The following is an 18,670-nucleotide window of genomic DNA, read 5'->3' as shown; positions in this document are numbered from 1 at the left end:
CGTTCGTCGCTCTATGATCCGTGGATCCCGGATCGGGTCCGGGATGACGAAGGGAGAGAGTGTGACCGGACTGATCTTCTCTGAAGAGGTTGAAACGGCCTTGTCCGACGGCCGTCCCGTTGTCGCACTCGAAAGCACCATTCTCACTCACGGCCTGCCGCAGCCTGAGAATCTCCATATTGGCCGGGAGATCGAGGCTGAAATCCGCGACGCGGGAGCGGTGCCTGCGACCATCGCGGTGCTGGATGGAACGCCTCGCATCGGGCTTTCGGCGCCGGATCTCGTCCGGCTCTGCGCCATGGAAGATGCGGTGAAGCTCTCTCGCCGCGATCTCGGCGTTGCGCTTTCGAAGGGCTGGACTGGCGGGACCACGGTTGCCGCCACCATGATCCTGGCCGCGAAAGCCGGCATCGAGGTCTTCGCGACCGGCGGGATTGGTGGTGTGCACCGCGGCGCCGAATTGGATTTCGACATCTCCGCCGATCTGGATGAGCTGGCCCGAACACCGGTGATGGTGATCTCGGCGGGGGCGAAATCCATCCTCGATCTGCCGAAGACACTGGAGGTCCTGGAAACGAAAGGCGTGCCGGTGATCGGCTATGGCACAGACGAATTCCCGGCCTTCTTCTGCCGCGCCAGCGGGTTGCGTGTGCCGCTGCGCCTCGACAGCCCCGAAGAGATTGCCGCCGCTTGGCGTGCCGGACGGGATCTGGGCCTCGATACCGGCATGCTGATCGCCAACCCGGTGCCGGAGGAACATGCACTGGATCGCGCGACGATGGAGCGGATCATCGATGACGCCTTGTTTGAGGTGAAACGCACCGGCGCCTCAGGCAAACAGGTGACGCCTTACCTTCTGGCGCAGATCCGTACGGCGACCGGCGGCGCGAGTCTCACGGCCAATATTGAGCTGGTTCGTGCGAATGCGCGTCTGGGGGCCGGGATCGCGGTTGCCCTGTCCAGGAGCGCTTAGCCAGGGCGCGCATAACCCTAAACCTGATCTGCGTCAAAATCGCACATTGTTGCGCTGCACAATTTTTGCCAAAAAGCGGTGCGACCGGCGGGACCGGCTGTTGCGACACCGACCAAGTGGGATCAAGTGCGTCACCTGCTGTCGTGTTGGCTTTGATGCGCGTTCAGACCCTTTGCCAAAACAAATCCAGAGGTAATTCCTGTGCTGAAATTGCTCCACGCGATCCCGATCATCGGATGGTGCCTTCGTGACCTGCAAACCGGCGGCGAGTCGGCTTTCACATTTTTTCTCGTGAATTGCGGGCTGCTCTGGATATTGTCCGCAGTCTTGTTTGGCTATCCGGGGATCATTATCCCGGCGCTGTGTGCGGTGCCGGTGATGTTCGTCCTGCTGATCCTGTTGACGCGGGGCCGCTACGAGGTCGGCTGATCTGGCTGGAGGCCATCGTCACATCGGCACTGCGCTGACTCCGAAAACATAGGGGTGGGCGCCGTGCAGCACGGCCCACAGCGCCAGCCCGGCACCGAGGCGGAGCCAGCCGATGCCTTTCCAGTCGAGCTTTGTCCGGCCTTCAAGGATGGCGCGGAAGGGCAGGACGGAGGTGGAGAGCTCGAACGGGGCCCATTTGGCGCCGAACTCGGCCCGCTTTTTGGCATCGATCTTCACCATGCCGCCGAAAGCCAGCACAGCCATGCCTCCGAACAGCAGCATTGAGGCGGCATCGCTGCGCACGGTCAGGTGCGCCAGCGCCCAGAGGCCGATGGCCATCATGACCGGGTGGCGGGTCACCGTCAGGATGCCGCGCACCAGATGGGGATCGTCGAAATCCTCTTCTGCCATCATGGCTGTCGGGCTGAACGGATTGTAGCCGCTGACCAGCAGGATTGCGGCGAGCGGCATCACGACATTCGGGATCCAGCGGGTCCAGTGCGGCGGCTCCCAGACCGTGACATAGGGCGCATCGCCGTAGGCGAGAACCATCCAGACCATGGCAACGCCGGCGGCGAGGGAGAACAGGCCGCGGAACCGGTTGGTGCCGATCTGTTCGATCAGGGCCGCGCGGATGCTCGGCCAGCCGAGCAGGAAATGCCCGCCGACAAAGGCCACGACGGCGGCGAAGAGTGCGTCCAGGCTTCCAGTCATACCGCTCCCCAAAGCAGTTGTTCTCCGCGGCGCCCGACTCTTGAGGTGGACGGGTAGCCGGTTTCAGGTCATCACAGGCCATATAAGTGTAGCCGGTCGGGAAGCAAAGATGGATGACGAAAGCCTGAAAAAACTGATTCGGGAGATGCTCGGCTCTGCCGGGGGAGACGGTCGGCTCTCCCCGAACCAGATTGGCGCGGCGGCGGGCGGCGATCCAGGTGGGTCGAAACCGGCCTGGCGGGCGCTGTTGCGGCAAATTGAGCGGGTCGCCGTGGTGCTGGAGGCCGAGGGGGTGCTGGTGGCACTGCGGAAAGGTAAGCCTGTCCCGCTGGCCGAGGCGAAGGGCGTGATCCGCTACGCTGCCGGGACGTCTAACGTTCCCAAATAGGGTGTTGCTGCTGACAAAAAGATAGATCCGTTCCCGCAACCGGCCTTTTCAGCCTTTTGAAGCCGGGTACGGCAAGCGTGATTGCATTTCCGTCGCTGATAGGCCATCGAGGCACCATTTGGCCACCTGAAAGCCGACTAAGTTCAAAGAATGGTGCGACCGGCCCTTGCCCTTGGCGCGTAGGAAGGTAATTGAATGATCTGCCTTAGAGACGGCGTCAAGGTACGAAAGCTGCGTCTCTAGAGGGGTGTTTCTATCCAATGGGTCACCGACGATAAAAATGCGGCGTTTGGGATCTCTAACGATCAGGTCGATATGGTCCATCGGGTCCCAATAGTCCCAGTAACCCGTAATATCCGTTTTCCACCCGTGGGCGCGGGCGCGTTCCCGGACTGAGAGAACGCCGGATGTCATCACCGCACAATCAATGTCTGTCCGCTTCGGCAGGAGGGCTGCGACAACGTGGCCGCCCCCCGACTGTCCCGTAAGGGAAAATCGACCGACCTGATATCGCTCCTTGAGCTGATCGAGGGCGGCATTGATGATTGCCGATTCACGAGGACGGCGCCGAGTCTTGTGCTCGCCAGAGGAGCCATAAACTCCTGGCCGGGAAAAGCGTATATACGGCAAGCCGTAATCCGAGAGAGCGCGGTCGGCAAATCCCTGAAGAGTTTCTCTGTTGGCATGTTCTTCATAGGACTTGGAAATCCAGGCCTCTCCTTCCTCGCTCTGTCCCATTCGGTCTCCATGGAACCAGACGTGGACGACAGGATTAGCTTCATCCAGCCCGGCACTGAAGTAGCGTAGACACTCACCGCGGTTATCGACCTCTACCCAGACATGTGACATGTCGTCGGGGCACTCTGTCCGGTCAATCCGGCTTCCTGAGAGAACGCCGGCCGCAGTGAAAGTATCGGCGTTGTGCTGTGCGATGCCGCATGCGGCGAGCACGGTCGAGACAAAGCCGGAAACCGCCAAAGCTCTTGCAGTCTGCCTTGTCCGTTCTTGGTCCAATCCCCAGCTCCTCAGGAGGCATTAAGATAAGGATTTGTATATCAAAGGTTGTGATTTCGAATGTTTTTTTTTTCGGTTATAGGTCCGGCATATCCCAGCCGCGGCGGCGGCAGGCGGCTTCGACCGTGTTTCGCAGCAGGCAGGCGATGGTCATCGGGCCGACGCCTCCCGGCACCGGAGTAATGGCGCCTGCGACTTCGGAGGCGCCGGCGAAATCGACATCGCCGACCAGCCGGGTCTTGCCTTCGCCTTTCTCAGGTGCGTCGATCCTGTTGATCCCGACGTCGATCACGGTCGCTCCCGGCTTCACCCAGTCTCCCTTGACCATTTCCGGTCGTCCGACGGCGGCGACTAGGATATCGGCCCGGCGGCATTCCGCTGGCAGATCCTTGGTCCGGGAGTGGGTGACAGTCACCGTGCAGCTTTCGCGCAGCAGCAGGGCAGCCATCGGTTTGCCGACGATGTTGGAGCGGCCGACGATGACGGCATGCTTGCCGGTCAGGTCGCCCAACTGATCGCGCAGCAACAGCAGGCAGCCGAGCGGGGTGCAGGGGACTAATGCATCGCCGCCGGTCGCCAGACGGCCGGCATTGACGACATGGAAGCCGTCGACGTCTTTTTCCGGCGTGATAGTGTCGAGTACGGCCTGGGCGTCGATATGATCGGGCAGGGGAAGCTGCACCAGAATACCGTCGACCGCCGGGTCGGCATTCAGATCGGCGATCAGTTTCAGTAGAGTATCCTGACTGGTCGAGGCGTCGAGTTTGTGCTCGAACGAGGCCATGCCGCTCTCGATTGTCTGCTTGCCCTTGTTGCGGACGTAGACCTGGCTCGCCGGGTCTTCGCCGACCAGCACGACGGCAAGGCCGGGAACAGCGCCATGCCTGGCTTTCAGTTCCGTGATGGCGGTGCCGATGCGGTCCCGCAGCCCGGCCGCGAAGGCCTTTCCGTCGATCAGTGCGGCTTTGCCCATGGGGTGTTTCCCTTTATTGCCCGTGCTTTCTATTACCCGGGTGCGTGTTGCGTGAGCCAGTGTTCCAGTTGTGCCGCCAGAGCCACCCCGTTCCCTGCGATCAGCAGGGTTTTGCGCCGCTGCGTCGTGCCGGACCGGATATCAATGCTGCTTTTTGGAAACTTCCAGCTTTTCGCCAGCATCTTGATCAGGGCCTTGTTGGCGCGGCCATTCTCCGGAACGGAGGTGACCGTGGCTGTCAGCCATGCGACCTGTTCCGCATCCATCGCGACACCGCCGATGGCATCACGCGATGCATTGGGCGTCAGGCGGACCCGCAGGCGCAAGCCTTCCGGGACTGTCTCAAAGGGCAGGGAGGTCATTCGGTGCGGCGTTTTAGCCGAGATATTCCCACATCAGGCTGCGGAGAAAACTCAGGCCCAGGACCAGGACAATCGGCGAGATATCGAGGCCGCCGAGGTTCGGCAGCACATTCCGGATCGGGCGCAGCAGCGGCTCGGTCACGCGATAGAGGAAATCCATCACCAGATAGACGAAGCGATTCTGCGAATTGATCACATTGAACTGCACAAGCCATCCCAGGATGATGAAGATGAAAAGCGCGTAAATATAGAGCTGGATGACTGTACTAACGAGATTCAGCAACGACAGCATGTGCGAGTTTCCGTCCTTCAGGGATGTTCGACGCAACGGACCGTACCGTCCGGTCGCGCGCTCGGCAAGCGCTTGGCGCTGCTCATTTTAACCCTGCTTATATGGGACGGGTAGAGCGATATGCAAAGCCCTGGATAAGAGGCGCTTTGCCCTTGCATCGCATAGTTGCTTCGATTATCTGTCTGCATCGCGCCGGGAGACACGATCTCCCGGCTCAGGTGGGGCCGTAGCTCAGCTGGGAGAGCGTCGCGTTCGCAATGCGAAGGTCGGGAGTTCGATCCTCCTCGGCTCCACCAAATTCTTCTCCCACTTAATTTTTTCCAACCTGTTTGGCGCCGGACAAAATTGCCAAGACTAGTGCACGCTAATATTGCAATAGTGCTCTAGATTGTAGCCTCGTGCTGTGAAGCGTTTGCGTGGATACAGACCATCAATGATTCGTTTATGGATGCGGGCATGAAGGTATTCTGGTCTTGGCAGTCAGATAGGTCTGGCAAAACAGGGCGCTATTTCGTGCGTGACTGCTTGTTGGCAGCAATCGAAAGGCTCAATGACGAGCGAAATGAAACGTCTCAACTCGAGCCGGCTGCGCGCGATGAAATTGAATTGGATCAGGATCGCAAGGGCGTGAAAGGCTCGCCGGGGCTAGCAGACACCATATACGCAAAGATCAGAGAAGTTGCTGTCGTAATCTGCGATGTGACTCCCGTAATTGAGCTTGTCAGCGTCGACGGCCGGACCAAAAAATTAACAAACCCGAACGTGGCGATCGAACTTGGGTATGCTCAAGGAACACTCGGCGACGCGTCCGTGTTGATGGTCCTTAACCTCGAATTTGGTCGCCACGAAGAGTTGGCCTTCGATCTTCGGCACAAGACAGGGATTCTTTCATACAACTTGCCGGATGGCGCCGTAAGCACTGAGATCAAGGCAGAGGCGAAGAAGTTCACGTCACTTCTTGTTGAGGCACTGCGGCCATATGTAGAGGAACCGGCTGCAGCTGCCGCAGCTGAAGCGTTGGGCCCATTTGATTGCGCCGACAGCACGACAGACTCGGCGCGTTGGTGGGAACCTGACGAGGTACTTGGCCAGCTGCGTCGTGACGGTTCTAATCTCATGAGCCCGTCAGGACCGTTAATATATTTGCGCCTGATGCCGCCTCATGAAGTACCAAGAATCGCCGCAGCGGATTTACATGACTATGCTAGGCATTTCACAACTTTCGACGGCGGGTTCAACCTATGCCGTAATCGAAATGGGGTTGTTCTGATCAAGCGTGCCGGTGGAAACGGTGACGCCCCTTTCGAGGTTTCGTCCGCCACGCAGCTCTTTGAAACTGGCGAGGTTTGGGCAGTTGAAGCATACCTTCTTCGTGAAGAGGCTGGTCGAGGTCCAGGCTGGCCCTACGTACCAATTGGTGCGTTGGAGCACCAGACCCGTCGAACGTTGACGATTACGGCCCGAGCTATGGTTGAGCACTTCAACACGCCCCTGCCAATTTCCATCGAGTTCGGTATGGCGCCGTCAGAAGGATTTCGCTTTCCTCTCGGCGATCACAACTGGTCCGGCCCATGCTTCATGTCAGAAATAACGTTGCAGGCCCAACTTACAGCGCTTGATGATGCATCGATTGAGGACTGTTTAGGCAGTTTATATGAAGGCTTCTGGGACCGTTTCGGCGAAAGGCGGCCGGTGAATCATGGGATAGAAGGGTAATTGATGATGTTTATGGAGCATGACTGATCTAATTCGTTCTGTTGCTGGCTCTGTGTTGGCATGAACCCGGGCGCGTGAGCACCCGGGTCCGGTTAAGTCTGGTGTGTTAAGGGCCGTCGACCATCAGCCAAGCGAGTCCTGCGCAGATCGGCAGTACCCGGCCGATGCCTCAGTGCCATCGCAGCAACATCAGACCGCTGAGCGCAGCCAGTGCCGCTATGCGCCAGTCAAATGTTGCAAACTCGGGTTGCCAAAGCGTCAGGGCCGCCCCGGCAATCCCAAGCATGATGCCGCCATCCCGATAGGCAGCGAGGAAACCGACAAACTCGGTTACCAGGGTGAGCGGTCCGGGGGTGGTCTCAGCCAAACCAAGGCCATCCATCATCTCACCCGCATTCACACCAGCTACGATCGATGCGCCCACAGATTCATGTCCGCAATCCCCTCGGCCAGGGCTGGTGAGTGCCGCTTGCCTTCCTTAAACGAGTCGATGTTTGTTACACTGAATAAGGGAACGAAGAAGTCGGCAAACCGGCTCGATTTAGGGAGGAACTTGCGGGTGGTGGCGAAATGATCGTCTCATATGATCCGCTTCTGGTTGTGGCGTCGGTGGCGGTCGCGGCGATGGCGTCCTTTACCGGGCTGCGGCTGCTGATCGGATTGCGCCATGTAGACAGTGCGACCCGCAAGGCACAGCTTGCGAAAGCGGCGATGGCGATCGGCGGCGGGATCTGGTCGATGCATTTCGTCGGCATGCTGGCCCTGCGCCTGCCGGTCCCGGTAGCCTACGACCTGCTATACACGCTCGGCTCCGTCCTGATCGCGATCCTGATCACGGGCGCAGGCCTTGCCTTGATGCATCTGGGCACCCGTTCTCTTTCCAAGACCGTTGCGGCGGGAACTCTCATCGGATGCGGCATCGTGGCGATGCATTATGTGGGCATGGAGGCCCTGACGGGGAGCTGCATCGTCAGCTATAGCCCGTTCGGCTTCGTGCTGCCGACCATGATTGCGGTCCTGTCCTCGACCTGTGCCCTGGCGCTCGCTTACAAGAAGCGCACCCTGATGCAGCTCAGTCTCGGAGCGCTGGTGCTGGGGGTCACGATATCCAGCATGCACTATTCGGCCATGGCATCTACCGCCTTCAGCCGTACCGCGACCACCATACTGGTGGAGGGCCCGATGCTGCCCGATACCTATCTGGCCTTGGTGGTCGCGGTCGCCGCCTTTGTCGTCTGCGGTTTGTTCCTGCTTTCCGCGCTTCCGATGGACGGCCCTCTCCCGGTCCGCGGCACGACGGCGCCGGAAGCGGACGAGACGAGAGAAGACGCTTCCGCTCTTGCCGGCGTGTCTGCATCCGACGAGGTCGCGGCGCAACAGGCCCGCCCGATGCCGACCGGACCGCTCGGCCGGATCCGTATTCCTTATGAACGCAACAACACGACCTACTTCCTGACTCCGGACAACATCCGGTCCATCAGGGCCGACGGTCACTACACCGAGATCTATGACGGCGCGGCGCATGTCTTCTGCCCGTGGTCACTATCCAAGCTGGAAGGGGTGCTGAAAGGCACCGCCTTCCTGCGCACGCACCGGAGCTTCCTGCTCAATATGGAGCATGCGGCGGGTTTCGAGCGGCAGAAGGACAAGGCCTTCGTGCTGGTCGCCGGGCAGAGCCGCGAGGCGATACCGGTCAGCCGGTCCCATATGGGCGACGTGCGCAAGGCGCTGGGACTGTAACCCCGCCGTCAGTGGCCGCTGCAGTTCGTGCAGCTATTTCGCCATTCGTGCAAGTGAGGCGCCCGGGGCGCATAGCCATCTGTGCATCCGCCGCCGTGTATTCATCCTGTCCCTCAAGTGCCGGCAAACCGGCAACGAGGCCATTAGAGCCGCAGTCCTTGAGGGAGGGTAGCCACAATGATCCCAGGATCATTCGAATATCATCGCCCGGAATCCGTCGACGGTGCCATCGCCTTGCTGAACGAGCATGGTGACGAGGCGCGCCTGCTCGCGGGCGGTCACAGTCTGATACCGATGATGAAATTGCGCATGGCGGTGCCGTCGCACATCGTCGATCTGCAGGCCATCGATAGTCTGCATGGCATCTCGGAAGACGGCGGCGAGCTCGTCATCGGCGCGCTGACAACCCAGCACGAGGTGTTGATCTCCGACCTGCTCGCCCGCAAATGTCCGATCATCCCGGAAGCGGCGGCGCTGATCGCCGATCCCCAGGTGCGCTATTGCGGCACGATCGGGGGCAATGTCGCGAACGGCGATCCCGGCAACGACATGCCGGCGATCATGCAGGCGCTCGGCGCGCGGTTCCGCGCGGTTGGCCCGAACGGCAGCCGGGACATCGCCGCCCGGGACTATTACGAAGCCGCCTACTTCACCGAACTCGAGGAAAACGAGGTTCTGACTCAGATCCGGATCCCGACCCCGGCCGCCGGGCACGGCGCCGCCTACGAGAAACAGAAGCGCAAGATCGGTGACTACGCGACTGCCGCGGCCGCCGTTATCCTGACCGTGGAAAGCGGGCGCTGTACCTCGGCATCGATCGCGCTCACCAATGTAGCGTCGACGCCGCTCTATGCGGAAGCGGCGGCAGGCGCGCTCGTTGGAACTGATCTAGGGGCGGACGCAGTCGACACGGCGGTGCGCCTCGCCGAGGAGATCACTGAACCCACGAGCGACGGACGAGGGCCGGCCGATTTCCGGACCCATGTCGCCGGTATCATGGTGCGCCGGGCTATCGCCCGCGCCCAGAAGAACGCCGGTTGAGGGAGAGCCGACTGATGTCAAAGATGCATGTCAAAATGAACGTCAACGGCGCCGAGGTCGAAGGCCTCGCCGAGCCGCGCACCCTGCTGATCCATTTCCTGCGCGAGCAGCTAAGCCTTACCGGCCCGCATATCGGCTGCGAGACCAGCCATTGCGGCGCCTGCACCGTCGATCTGAATGGCAAGTCGGTGAAATCCTGCACCGTCTTCGTCGCCCAGTCGAACGGCGCGGAGGTGACCACGATCGAGGGTATTGCGAATGCCGACGGCACCCTGCACGCGCTGCAGGAAGCCTTCCGCGAGCATCACGGCCTGCAATGCGGTTTCTGCACCCCGGGCATGATCACGAGGGCCTACAGGCTGCTGCAGGAAAACCCGAACCCGAGCGAGGAGGAGATTCGCTACGGGATCTCCGGAAATCTCTGCCGTTGCACGGGGTATCAGAACATCGTCAAGGCCATCCGGGCCGCGGCGGACGAGTTGAACGCGACCAGGGAGGCTGCCCAATGAACGCCGAAGTCGCCAGTGTCGAGGAACGCAAACAGAACCTGAAAGGCATGGGCACCGCCCGCCGCAGGGTCGAGGATGCCCGCTTCGTGCAAGGCAAGGGCAACTATGTCGACGACATCAAGTTGCCGGGCATGCTGTTCGGCGATTTCGTCCGCTCGCCATATGCCCATGCCCGTATCAAATCGGTGAACAAGGAAGCGGCGCTGGCCGTGCCGGGGGTCAAGGCGGTGCTCACCGCGGATGACCTGAAGCCGGTCAATCTCGCATGGATGCCGACGCTCGCCGGTGACGTGCAGATGGTGCTCGCCGACGGCAAGGTCCTGTTCCAGGGCCAGGAAGTGGCCTTCGTCGTCGCCGACGACCGTTATGCGGCATCTGACGCGGCCGAGCTGGTCGAAGTCGAGTACGAGGAACTGCCGGTCCTGGTCGATCCGTTCAAGGCGATGGACCCGGATGCGCCGGTCCTGCGCGAGGATCTCGAAGGCAAGACCGAAGGGGCGCATGGGCCCCGCCGTCACCACAACCATATCTTCACCTGGGAAGTCGGCGATCAGGACGGCACCGAAAGGGCACTGGCCGATGCCGAAATCGTGGCCAAGGAGAAGATCACCTACCAGCGTGTCCATCCTTGCCCGCTGGAGACCGCTGGCTGCGTCGCTAGCATGGACAAGGTAAACGGCCATCTCACCCTCTGGGGTACCTTCCAGGCGCCGCATGCGGTGCGTACCGTGGCCTCGCTGATCTCCACAATTCCGGAGCACAAGATCCGCGTGATCTCGCCGGATATCGGCGGCGGCTTCGGCAACAAGGTCGGCGTCTATCCCGGCTATATCTGCTCCGTCGTCGCCTCGATCGTGCTCGGCGTCCCGGTGAAGTGGATCGAGGACCGGATCGAGAACCTGCAATCGACGGCCTTTGCCCGCGACTACCACATGACGGGGGAAATCTCAGCGACCAGGGATGGGCGGATCACCGGGCTCAAGTGCCACGTGCTCGCCGACCATGGCGGCTTCGACGCCTGCGCGGACCCGACCAAGTTCCCGGCCGGTTTCTTCAACATCTGCACCGGCTCATACGATATCCCCGTCGCCCACGTATCGGTCGACGGCGTTTATACCAACAAGGCGCCGGGCGGCGTCGCGTACAGGTGTTCCTTCCGGGTGACGGAGGCATCCTATTTCATCGAGCGGATGATGGATGTGCTCGCCCGCAAGCTGGAGATGGATCCGGCGGAGCTCAGGATAAAGAACTTCATCAAGAAAGAGCAGTTCCCATACACCTCGGCGCTCGGCTGGGAGTACGACAGCGGCGACTACCATACCGCGATGGAAAAGGCGCTGGAGACGGTCAAGTACAAGGCGCTCCGGGACGAGCAGAAAGCCAACCGCGAGGCCTTCGCGCGCGGCGAGACCCGCTCCCTGATGGGGGTCGGCGTCGGGTTCTTCACCGAGATCGTCGGGGCCGGCCCGATCAAGAACTGCGACATTCTCGGGCTCGGGATGTTCGACAGCTGCGAGATCCGGGTGCATCCGACCGGCAGCGCGATTGCCCGGCTCGGGACCATAAGCCAGGGGCAGGGTCATGCTACGACCTTCGCCCAGATCCTGGCCTCCGAGATCGGCATCCCTGCGGACCAGATCACGGTCGAGGAAGGCGATACGGACACCGCGCCTTATGGCCTCGGGACCTACGGTTCCCGCTCGACGCCGGTCGCCGGTGCCGCGACGGCGATGGCGGGTCGGAAGATCAAGGCCAAGGCGCAGATGATCGCCGCCTGGCTGCTCGAGGTGCATGACGACGATGTCGAGTTCGACGTCGACCGGTTCGTGGTCAAGGGCGCGCCGGAACGTTTCAAGACCATGGCCGAAGTCGCTTTCGCCGCCTACAACAACGTCCCGCCGGGTCTGGAGCCGGGTCTGGAGGCCGTCAGCTACTACGATCCGCCGAACATGACCTATCCCTTCGGGGCCTATGTCTGCGTCGTCGACATCGACGTCGATACCGGTGTGACCGACATCCGCCGTTTCTACGCGCTGGACGATTGCGGTACCCGGATCAACCCGATGATCATCGAGGGACAGGTGCATGGTGGACTGACGGAAGCCCTTGCCATCGCCATGGGCCAGGAGATCTCCTACGACGAAATGGGGAACGTGAAGGGCGCGAGCCTGATGGACTTCTTCCTGCCGACGGCGGTGGAAACGCCGGTCTGGGAGACCGATTTCACCGTCACGCCGTCGCCGCACCACCCGATCGGTGCGAAGGGTGTCGGGGAGTCGCCGAATGTCGGCGGCGTCTCGGCTTTCTCCAACGCCGTCAACGATGCCTTCGCCCATCTCGGTCTAACCCACACGCAAATGCCGCATGATCACTGGCGGGTGTGGAAGACGGCCGAGCGGCTCGGCATCACGGCCTAGAAACCCACCTCCGGGCCGGGCGGCAACCCATGCGTCGTCCGGTCCGGGTTTTCAATCCATGAGAGATTACAAAGAGCTACAGGCAAAACTCGCAAAAGCCGGTTACATCGCGGAGGAAAGCCTCGCGATGGCGCTGACGCTGGCGACGGAGATCCACCGCCCGCTGCTGCTAGAGGGCGAGGCGGGCGTCGGCAAGACCGACATCGCGCGGGCGCTGGCGAAGCTGCTCGGCACCCGGCTGATCCGGTTGCAGTGCTACGAAGGGCTGGATGCGAACGCGACGCTCTACGAGTGGAATTATCAGCGTCAGCTGTTGTCCATCCGGGCACGGGAGGCAACCGAAGGGGCGGACTCTGCAGAGACCTTGGAGAACCATATTTTCTCCGAGGAATACCTCCTGCGGCGACCGCTGCTGGAAGCGATCAGCCAGCTCGAGCCGCCGGTCCTGCTGATCGACGAGATCGACCGCGCGGACGAGGAGTTCGAGGCCTTTCTGCTGGAACTGCTGGCCGACTATCAGGTGACGATTCCGGAACTCGGTACCATCGAAGCGGTCTCGATCCCGCATGTGGTCCTGACATCGAACGGGACCCGCGCGCTCTCTGACGCGCTCCGCCGGCGCTGCCTCTATTCCTGGGTCGATTATCCGGACGCGGAGAAGGAGCGGGCGATCCTTGCCGCGCGGATGCCGGAGATCGACGACGAACTCGCACGGCGGATCGTCGGCTTCGTGCAGCAACTCCGCCGCGAGGAGCTGGAGAAGGTGCCAGGCATTGCCGAGACGCTGGACTGGGCGATGGCGCTTGTCGGTCTCAAGGTGGAGAAGCTTGAGGACAATCTCGATCTGCTGCAGGCGAGCCTCATCTGCTTGCTGAAGACAGAGGCGGACCAGCGCGCGATCGCACCGGAAGTTACCCAGCGCCTGATGGGAAAGGTCGCGTGACGATGGCGGAGCCCGGCGAGAACGGCGTCCTGCCGGAGCCCCCGGAGCCCCCGGGACCGCGGGAGCGGATGCGGGGCTTCATCGCCCATCTCCGGCTGAACGGCTTCACTCTCGGTCCGTCTGAGACGGCCCTGTCGCTCGACATCGTCAGGCGCCTCGACAGGCCGACACCGGACGGCGTACAGGCGGCGCTCAAGGTCGCGCTTTGCGGCAACCGGGAGGACTGGGACCGGTTCGACACGCTGTTCCGGGCCTATTGGTTCGGCGAGGGTGTGAGGCGCGCGAATATCCTGCGGGGGGAGAATACCAGCACGCCGAAGCGGGCACGCCCGGCGCTCTGGGACAAGGTGCTGCCGCCGGAAGATCGGGCAGGGCGTCCGATCGGCGGGGCGGCGCAGGCGACAAACGCCAGCGACGGCGAGGAGGATGCGGAAGCTCCCTCCGCGCCGCACCGGATTGCCGCCGACCGGCGCGACAGCCTGTTCAAGACCGATCTGCGCGAGATCTCGGCGAAAGAGGATATCGCCGAGGCGGAACGGGTGGCGGAGAGTTTAGCGCGCGCGATGCGGTACCGTCTTAGCCGCCGCCGCAAGCCCTCTGCACGGGGGCGCAGCCTCGACCTCCGGCGCACCATCCGGCGCAACATCGCCCATGGAGGCGAGCCGGTGGATCTGCTGAAGCGGACGCGGCCGGACCGTCCCGTGCGCATCGTGGTGCTGCTCGACGTCTCCGGCTCGATGAAGCTCTACAGCCGGTATTTCCTGCTTTTCGTACGGGGCCTGCTCTGCCGCTGGATGCGGGCAGACGCCTACCTTTTCCATACCCGTCTCGTTCGCGTGACGGATGCGCTCACCGACAAGGACCCGTTCCGGGCGCTGGCGAAGCTCTCTCTGATGATAGAGGGCTTCGGCGGGGGAACCCGGATCGCCGGCGCGCTCGAGGATTTCAACACGCGCTACGCCAAGCAGGCGATCGACAGCCGGACGGTCGTGGTGATCCTGAGCGACGGCTACGACACCGAAGCGCCGGAACATCTGGCACGGGAGCTCAAGCGGCTCCGGACCCGGGCGCGTCGTATCGTCTGGCTCAATCCGCTGCTCGGCTGGAAGGACTACGAACCTGTGGCGCGGGGCATGGCGGCGGCGCTGCCCCATATCGATCATTTTTCCGCTGCGAACAGCCTGCAGGCGCTGGCGGCGCTCGAGCCCGAGCTGGCGGCCTTATAGGGAGACGGAGGAATGGAACGGCAGCACGATGACGTTTTCACCACGATCGCGGCCCTGATGGAGGCGGAGGCGGAGTTCTGCGTCGCGACCGTGGTGCGGACCGAGAATGCAACCAGCGCAAAGGCCGGCGCGAAGGCGGTGGTGCTCGCGGACGGGACGATCAAGGGATTTCTCGGCGGCGGCTGCGTGCAGGGCGCCGTGCGCCGCTCCGCGGAAGCGGTGCTCGACGCGGGGGAGCCCCGCCTGATCCGGGTGAAGCCCGGCGACGAAGTGGTCGAGCGGCTCGACCGCGACGGTGTCGAGCTGCACAAGAGCGGCTGTCCGAGCGGCGGTACCGTCGACATCTTCATCGAACCGATGCGACAGGCGCCGCGGCTGGTGATCTGCGGCGGCTCTTCGGTCGCGACCGTGCTCGCGCGGCTCGCCGTTACCCTCGGCTACCGGGTGACGGCATCGGCGCTGGCGGAAGATCTCGCCGGATTCACCGTCGATGTGGTGCGACACGAGGGGTTCGAGTTCGAAGCGCTGGATCTGGCAGCGCGCGACTTCGTCGTTGTCGCGACGCAGGGCAAGCGCGACCGCGAAGCACTCGCGGGGGCGCTCGACAGCGGTGCCGGTTTCGTTTCCTTCGTCGGCAGCCGTCGCAAGGCGAACGTAATGCGCACACACTTGGCGGAGCGCGGACTGCCGGAGGCACGATTGGAAGCGCTCAAGGCTCCGGCGGGACTCGATATCAACGCCATCGAGCCGGAGGAGATCGCGCTTTCCATCATGGCGGAGCTGGTTGCGGTCCGCCGTCAGCGCGCCCGCGACAGCGCGGAAAACAACAGGAGGGCAACGGCATGAAGAAGCGACTTCTCGGCAGCGCGGTCGGACGGATCCGAGCCTTGCTCCGGCGGGTGATCGAACAGGCCTCGGACACAACGCCTGTCTGTTGCTGAGCTAAGGATGGGTTTCTGCCGGCGCGTAGGGCCCTGAGGTCGGCGTCCCAGCCATGTCCGCGGGCCTGAAACTGTCGACCCGGCCGATGCCCAAGTGCCATCGCAGCAACATCAGACCGCTCGGAGCGGCCAGTACCGCTACGCGCCAGTCAAATGTTGCAAGCTCGGGTTGCCAGAGCGTGAACGGGCCGATTTCCTGTCGGCTGACTGTTCCCCGACGAACTTCGGGCAGGTAGCGCTACAACCTGATCCCAATCCTCACAGGCTGAAGTCATCGACCAAGAACCCCGTACGACCTTCGTAGAGGCCAAGGGTCAGATAATGTTCAAGCGCATTCACACCAGCCTCCGCCACATCCGCATTGGCCTCGAGGTACTTTGTGGTGTCAAAGAACTTTGACGCAGCCCGGCCCTCGGTTGCTCCGTTCGAAATATAATGCTCGTACGCGGACTGGATGCTTCCAGAGTTCACAGCCTCGGCCACATCCGTGTTTTGAGCCAGATAGTAAGTACTGTCGAAGAATGCGTTGCCGTCTCGGCCTTCAGACTGTCCGAATTGCAGGAAGTGTTGCATACCGGAGGTGAAGCCTCCGCTTGTAACCGCTGCTGCTACATCAGCATTCTGCGCTAGATAGAACGCTTCATCGACCGTGTAACTGCTCGCACCCGCACGACCCTCCGACTGTCCTGCAAGCTGATAGTGCTGCAATCCTGAGCTGAACGTTCCAGCGGCAACAGCTTCGGCAACATCGGCATTTTGAGCCAGATATCGGGCCTCGTTGAAGCTCGCAGCATCCGAAGTCGTATCTGTGGTGATGACGGTCTTACGATCGGTGAAGACCAGGATCTCCACACCGTTGATCGTGTCGGTTCCCTCGACGGCTATCGTCCCGTCGTTCCGCGAGATACCTGCAGCGTCTTCGGAGTAGTCGAGATCGAAGCTTGCGTAGTCTCGACCACTCTCTCCGAACAGCATGTCATCGCCCTCGTTGCCCGCGAGGCGATCATCGCCAGCGCCACCGTTGACCGTATCGTTGCCCGTCCCGCCAAAGACATAGTCGTTGCCGTCATCGCCATAGAGATCGTCGTCCCCACCGGCGGAGCCAATCGTATCGTCACCGCCACCGCCGAATAGCGTGTCTGGGCCTTCACCAAGGGAGATGAACTGGCTTGCCTCATCGCCCACGGCATAGTTTGACCCTGCGCCACCGTTGACCGTCACTGAGCCAAGGATCGAGGCGAACTCAATATTATCGAGCTGAATCGTCGAGCCGGCAGGCAAGGTCCGAATGTCGATCACGAACGCTTCCGATTGAGTTGAGCCGCCAGTCCCGGTTGTGCCCGAGATCTTGATGGGTTCACTCAGCAATGTGCTCGTCGAGGTAGGGACGATAGTTCGAACGTCCAAAGTGGTTGTAGATGCCAAATTTTTCAGGAAGGCCTGAGCCCCGCCAACTAACTGGGTGTTGGAGGCTGAACTGCGTGATTCAACCGCAGCCACCAATGACGTTACCGCGTCTGTTCCGGACTGCGCCGTACTGGGACCCTCTGAAGCAATCGACGTTCCGCCCGGCAGTGTTGCAGTGACAACGTTCCCGTTGTTGCCTGAGTTCTCAACCAACGCGGCACTGCCGGATGCCGTACCGGTGTTGGTAATCTTGTTGGACGTCGTTGTGCCCGTTCCCCCTGTCGTTGACGGGGCTGTTGGCGTCACGACAATCGGATTGGTGGGTGTCGACGTGGACGGAACAACGGGGGCGACCAATGTGATCGTCGTATTGCCGCCGGCAAAAACCGCGTTGAATGTCCCGCTCGTGCCACTGATCCCCGTCAGGGCGAGGTTACCGGACCCGGTTGCGATTGTGGCACTGGCGGCTGTGCTGTTCAGAGCCGACAGATCCGCGCCGGTGACAACGATACTGTCGCCGACCGCGAAATCCGAGATCGTGTCGCCGTTCAGCTCGCCCGCTGAGCCCGAGAACGTATCAGCACCCGCGCCACCCACAAGAGTGTCCGCACCGGCGCCGCCAACCAGAAGATCCGCTCCATCACCGCCCGAAATCAAGTCTGAGCCGTCGATACCGTACAGGGAATCGTCCCCGGCGCCGCCGTCGATCGTGTCGCCGCCCGCGCTGCCGGTGATTGTCTGGTTCCCGGCCGAGCCGGTGATGACAAAGTGATCGCTCGCCGCATCTCCGGCGGTGAGCGTCTTGCCAGAGGCCTGGGCGCTGGTGAGGGTGATGGTCTGGGCGCCTGCGTCGGCTGCGGTGGCGACGGTCTCGATAGCGTCGAGGCTGGCGCTGGAGACGTTCCCGGTGCTGGTCAGGGTGACGGTGTTGCTGCCGGCGGCGGTGACGGTGCCGCTGAAGCCATTCAGCTGGGCTGCCGTCATGGTGACGGAGGCGCCAGAGCCCGACAGGGTGAGGTTTTCGACTGCGGAGATGGTGCCGCCGGAGATGTTTGCGCCGTTGCCGATCAGGAGTGTGTCGTTGACCGTGCCCTCGCCAGTGATGGTTCCGGTCAGGGTCAGGGCGCCGCCGTCGAAGGTGACGGCATCGGTTGTGGAGGTAGCGCTGACGCTGTGGCCGGCATTTGTGATGGTAACGGTGCGGGCGTTGGTGGTGTCGTCGCCGACGACATAGCTCTCGATGGCACTCTGGGTGCTGAAATTGCCGTTGCCCGAAAGCGTCACGGTCTCGCTGCCGGCGGCGGTGACCGTGCCGCTGAAGCCGTTCAGCTGCGACAGGGTCATGGTGACGGAGGCGCCGGAGCCGAGTGTCAGGTTCTCGACCGCGGATATGGTACCGCCCGAGATGTTGGCGCCCGTTGCGAGCTGCAGCGTGTCGTTCACGGTGCCTTCGCCGGTCAGCGTACCGGTCAGGGTAAGACCGCCGGCATTGAAGGTGACGGCGTCTGTGGCCGAATTGGCGGTGATGCTGGTGCCTGCACCGCCGAGGGTGATGGTCCGGCTGTTGGTGCTGTCGTCGCCGACC

General features: G+C 62.1%; 18 protein-coding genes and 1 tRNA gene. 12 read left to right on the top strand and 7 right to left on the bottom strand.

The genetic code is table 11. From position 1 onward, the window contains the following. The first annotated feature begins 61 nt into the window (after positions 1-61). Together IG629_RS06310 and IG629_RS06305 are read left to right on the top strand one after the other, a co-directional pair. Positions 62-973, top strand: a complete 912-nt coding sequence (locus tag IG629_RS06310) for a pseudouridine-5'-phosphate glycosidase (RefSeq protein WP_319025024.1) — start codon at positions 62-64, stop codon at positions 971-973. A gap of 201 nt (positions 974-1,174) precedes the next feature. Then, a complete protein-coding gene (locus IG629_RS06305) occupies positions 1,175-1,402 on the top strand; it encodes a hypothetical protein (RefSeq protein ID WP_193171124.1) in 228 nt (75 codons plus the stop codon). An 18-nt stretch (positions 1,403-1,420) separates the two neighbouring features. Here the strand turns inward: IG629_RS06305 and IG629_RS06300 are convergent, their stop codons facing one another. Then, positions 1,421-2,116, bottom strand: a complete 696-nt coding sequence (locus tag IG629_RS06300; protein WP_193171123.1) for an NnrU family protein — start codon at positions 2,114-2,116, stop codon at positions 1,421-1,423. Between the two features lie 109 nt (positions 2,117-2,225). Here IG629_RS06300 and IG629_RS06295 point away from each other — a divergent pair, with 109 nt between their 5' ends. Further along, positions 2,226-2,504: a DUF3253 domain-containing protein gene (locus IG629_RS06295; protein ID WP_193171122.1), complete on the top strand. Its 279-nt coding sequence runs from the start codon at positions 2,226-2,228 to the stop codon at positions 2,502-2,504. A gap of 48 nt (positions 2,505-2,552) precedes the next feature. Here the strand turns inward: IG629_RS06295 and IG629_RS06290 are convergent, their stop codons facing one another. From IG629_RS06290 to IG629_RS06275, 4 genes are all read right to left on the bottom strand, one after another. After that, positions 2,553-3,518, bottom strand: a complete 966-nt coding sequence (locus tag IG629_RS06290) for an alpha/beta hydrolase (RefSeq protein WP_193171121.1) — start codon at positions 3,516-3,518, stop codon at positions 2,553-2,555. Between the two features lie 76 nt (positions 3,519-3,594). Then, positions 3,595-4,491 carry a bifunctional methylenetetrahydrofolate dehydrogenase/methenyltetrahydrofolate cyclohydrolase FolD gene (gene folD, locus IG629_RS06285; RefSeq protein ID WP_193171120.1) on the bottom strand — a complete coding sequence of 299 codons (897 nt, stop codon included), beginning with the start codon at positions 4,489-4,491 and terminating at the stop codon, positions 3,595-3,597. Positions 4,492-4,523: 32 nt separating this feature from the next. Next, positions 4,524-4,853 (bottom strand): DUF167 domain-containing protein, encoded by a 330-nt coding sequence (locus IG629_RS06280; protein ID WP_193171119.1) that lies wholly within the window; start codon positions 4,851-4,853, stop codon positions 4,524-4,526. 13 nt (positions 4,854-4,866) lie between these two features. Beyond that, positions 4,867-5,145 carry a YggT family protein gene (locus IG629_RS06275; protein WP_193171118.1) on the bottom strand — a complete coding sequence of 93 codons (279 nt, stop codon included), beginning with the start codon at positions 5,143-5,145 and terminating at the stop codon, positions 4,867-4,869. A 220-nt stretch (positions 5,146-5,365) separates the two neighbouring features. On the opposite strand from IG629_RS06275, the gene IG629_RS06270 reads away from it, so the two are divergent. Both IG629_RS06270 and IG629_RS06265 read left to right on the top strand, forming a co-directional pair. Continuing rightward, a tRNA-Ala gene (locus tag IG629_RS06270) sits at positions 5,366-5,441 on the top strand. Between the two features lie 160 nt (positions 5,442-5,601). After that, a complete protein-coding gene (locus tag IG629_RS06265; protein WP_193171117.1) occupies positions 5,602-6,861 on the top strand; it encodes a hypothetical protein in 1,260 nt (419 codons plus the stop codon). Between the two features lie 169 nt (positions 6,862-7,030). Here the strand turns inward: IG629_RS06265 and IG629_RS22590 are convergent, their stop codons facing one another. Beyond that, a complete protein-coding gene (locus IG629_RS22590; RefSeq protein ID WP_226886505.1) occupies positions 7,031-7,285 on the bottom strand; it encodes a hypothetical protein in 255 nt (84 codons plus the stop codon). 146 nt (positions 7,286-7,431) lie between these two features. On the opposite strand from IG629_RS22590, the gene IG629_RS06255 reads away from it, so the two are divergent. The 7 genes from IG629_RS06255 (at position 7,432) to IG629_RS06225 (ending at position 15,583) form a co-directional block, all read left to right on the top strand. Further along, positions 7,432-8,601 (top strand): MHYT domain-containing protein, encoded by a 1,170-nt coding sequence (locus IG629_RS06255; RefSeq protein WP_193171116.1) that lies wholly within the window; start codon positions 7,432-7,434, stop codon positions 8,599-8,601. A 177-nt stretch (positions 8,602-8,778) separates the two neighbouring features. Further along, positions 8,779-9,642 carry an FAD binding domain-containing protein gene (locus IG629_RS06250; protein ID WP_193171115.1) on the top strand — a complete coding sequence of 288 codons (864 nt, stop codon included), beginning with the start codon at positions 8,779-8,781 and terminating at the stop codon, positions 9,640-9,642. A 14-nt stretch (positions 9,643-9,656) separates the two neighbouring features. Next, positions 9,657-10,151: a (2Fe-2S)-binding protein gene (locus tag IG629_RS06245; protein WP_193171114.1), complete on the top strand. Its 495-nt coding sequence runs from the start codon at positions 9,657-9,659 to the stop codon at positions 10,149-10,151. After that, a complete protein-coding gene (locus IG629_RS06240; protein ID WP_193171113.1) occupies positions 10,148-12,568 on the top strand; it encodes an aerobic carbon-monoxide dehydrogenase large subunit in 2,421 nt (806 codons plus the stop codon). Before IG629_RS06245 ends, IG629_RS06240 begins: the two co-directional genes overlap by 4 nt. A 58-nt stretch (positions 12,569-12,626) precedes the next feature. Continuing rightward, positions 12,627-13,511: an AAA family ATPase gene (locus IG629_RS06235; RefSeq protein ID WP_193171112.1), complete on the top strand. Its 885-nt coding sequence runs from the start codon at positions 12,627-12,629 to the stop codon at positions 13,509-13,511. A 2-nt stretch (positions 13,512-13,513) separates the two neighbouring features. Next, the gene (locus IG629_RS06230; RefSeq protein WP_193171320.1) at positions 13,514-14,737 is read left to right on the top strand and encodes a vWA domain-containing protein; all 1,224 of its coding nucleotides are present in this window, start codon (positions 13,514-13,516) and stop codon (positions 14,735-14,737) included. 12 nt (positions 14,738-14,749) lie between these two features. Then, entirely contained in the window at positions 14,750-15,583 is an 834-nt protein-coding gene (locus tag IG629_RS06225) for an XdhC family protein (RefSeq protein ID WP_226886504.1), read from the top strand. A 353-nt stretch (positions 15,584-15,936) separates the two neighbouring features. On the opposite strand, the gene IG629_RS22855 is transcribed toward IG629_RS06225, so the two are convergent. Beyond that, the coding region (locus tag IG629_RS22855; RefSeq protein ID WP_264299818.1) for a beta strand repeat-containing protein at positions 15,937-18,670 on the bottom strand (2,734 nt) is incomplete at its 5' end.

This window comes from Nisaea nitritireducens (assembly GCF_014904795.1).
Taxonomy (GTDB): domain Bacteria; phylum Pseudomonadota; class Alphaproteobacteria; order Thalassobaculales; family Thalassobaculaceae; genus Nisaea; species Nisaea nitritireducens.
Note: the sequence above shows the minus strand (reverse complement) of the source record. Positions and strands in the feature narration are given on the sequence as shown.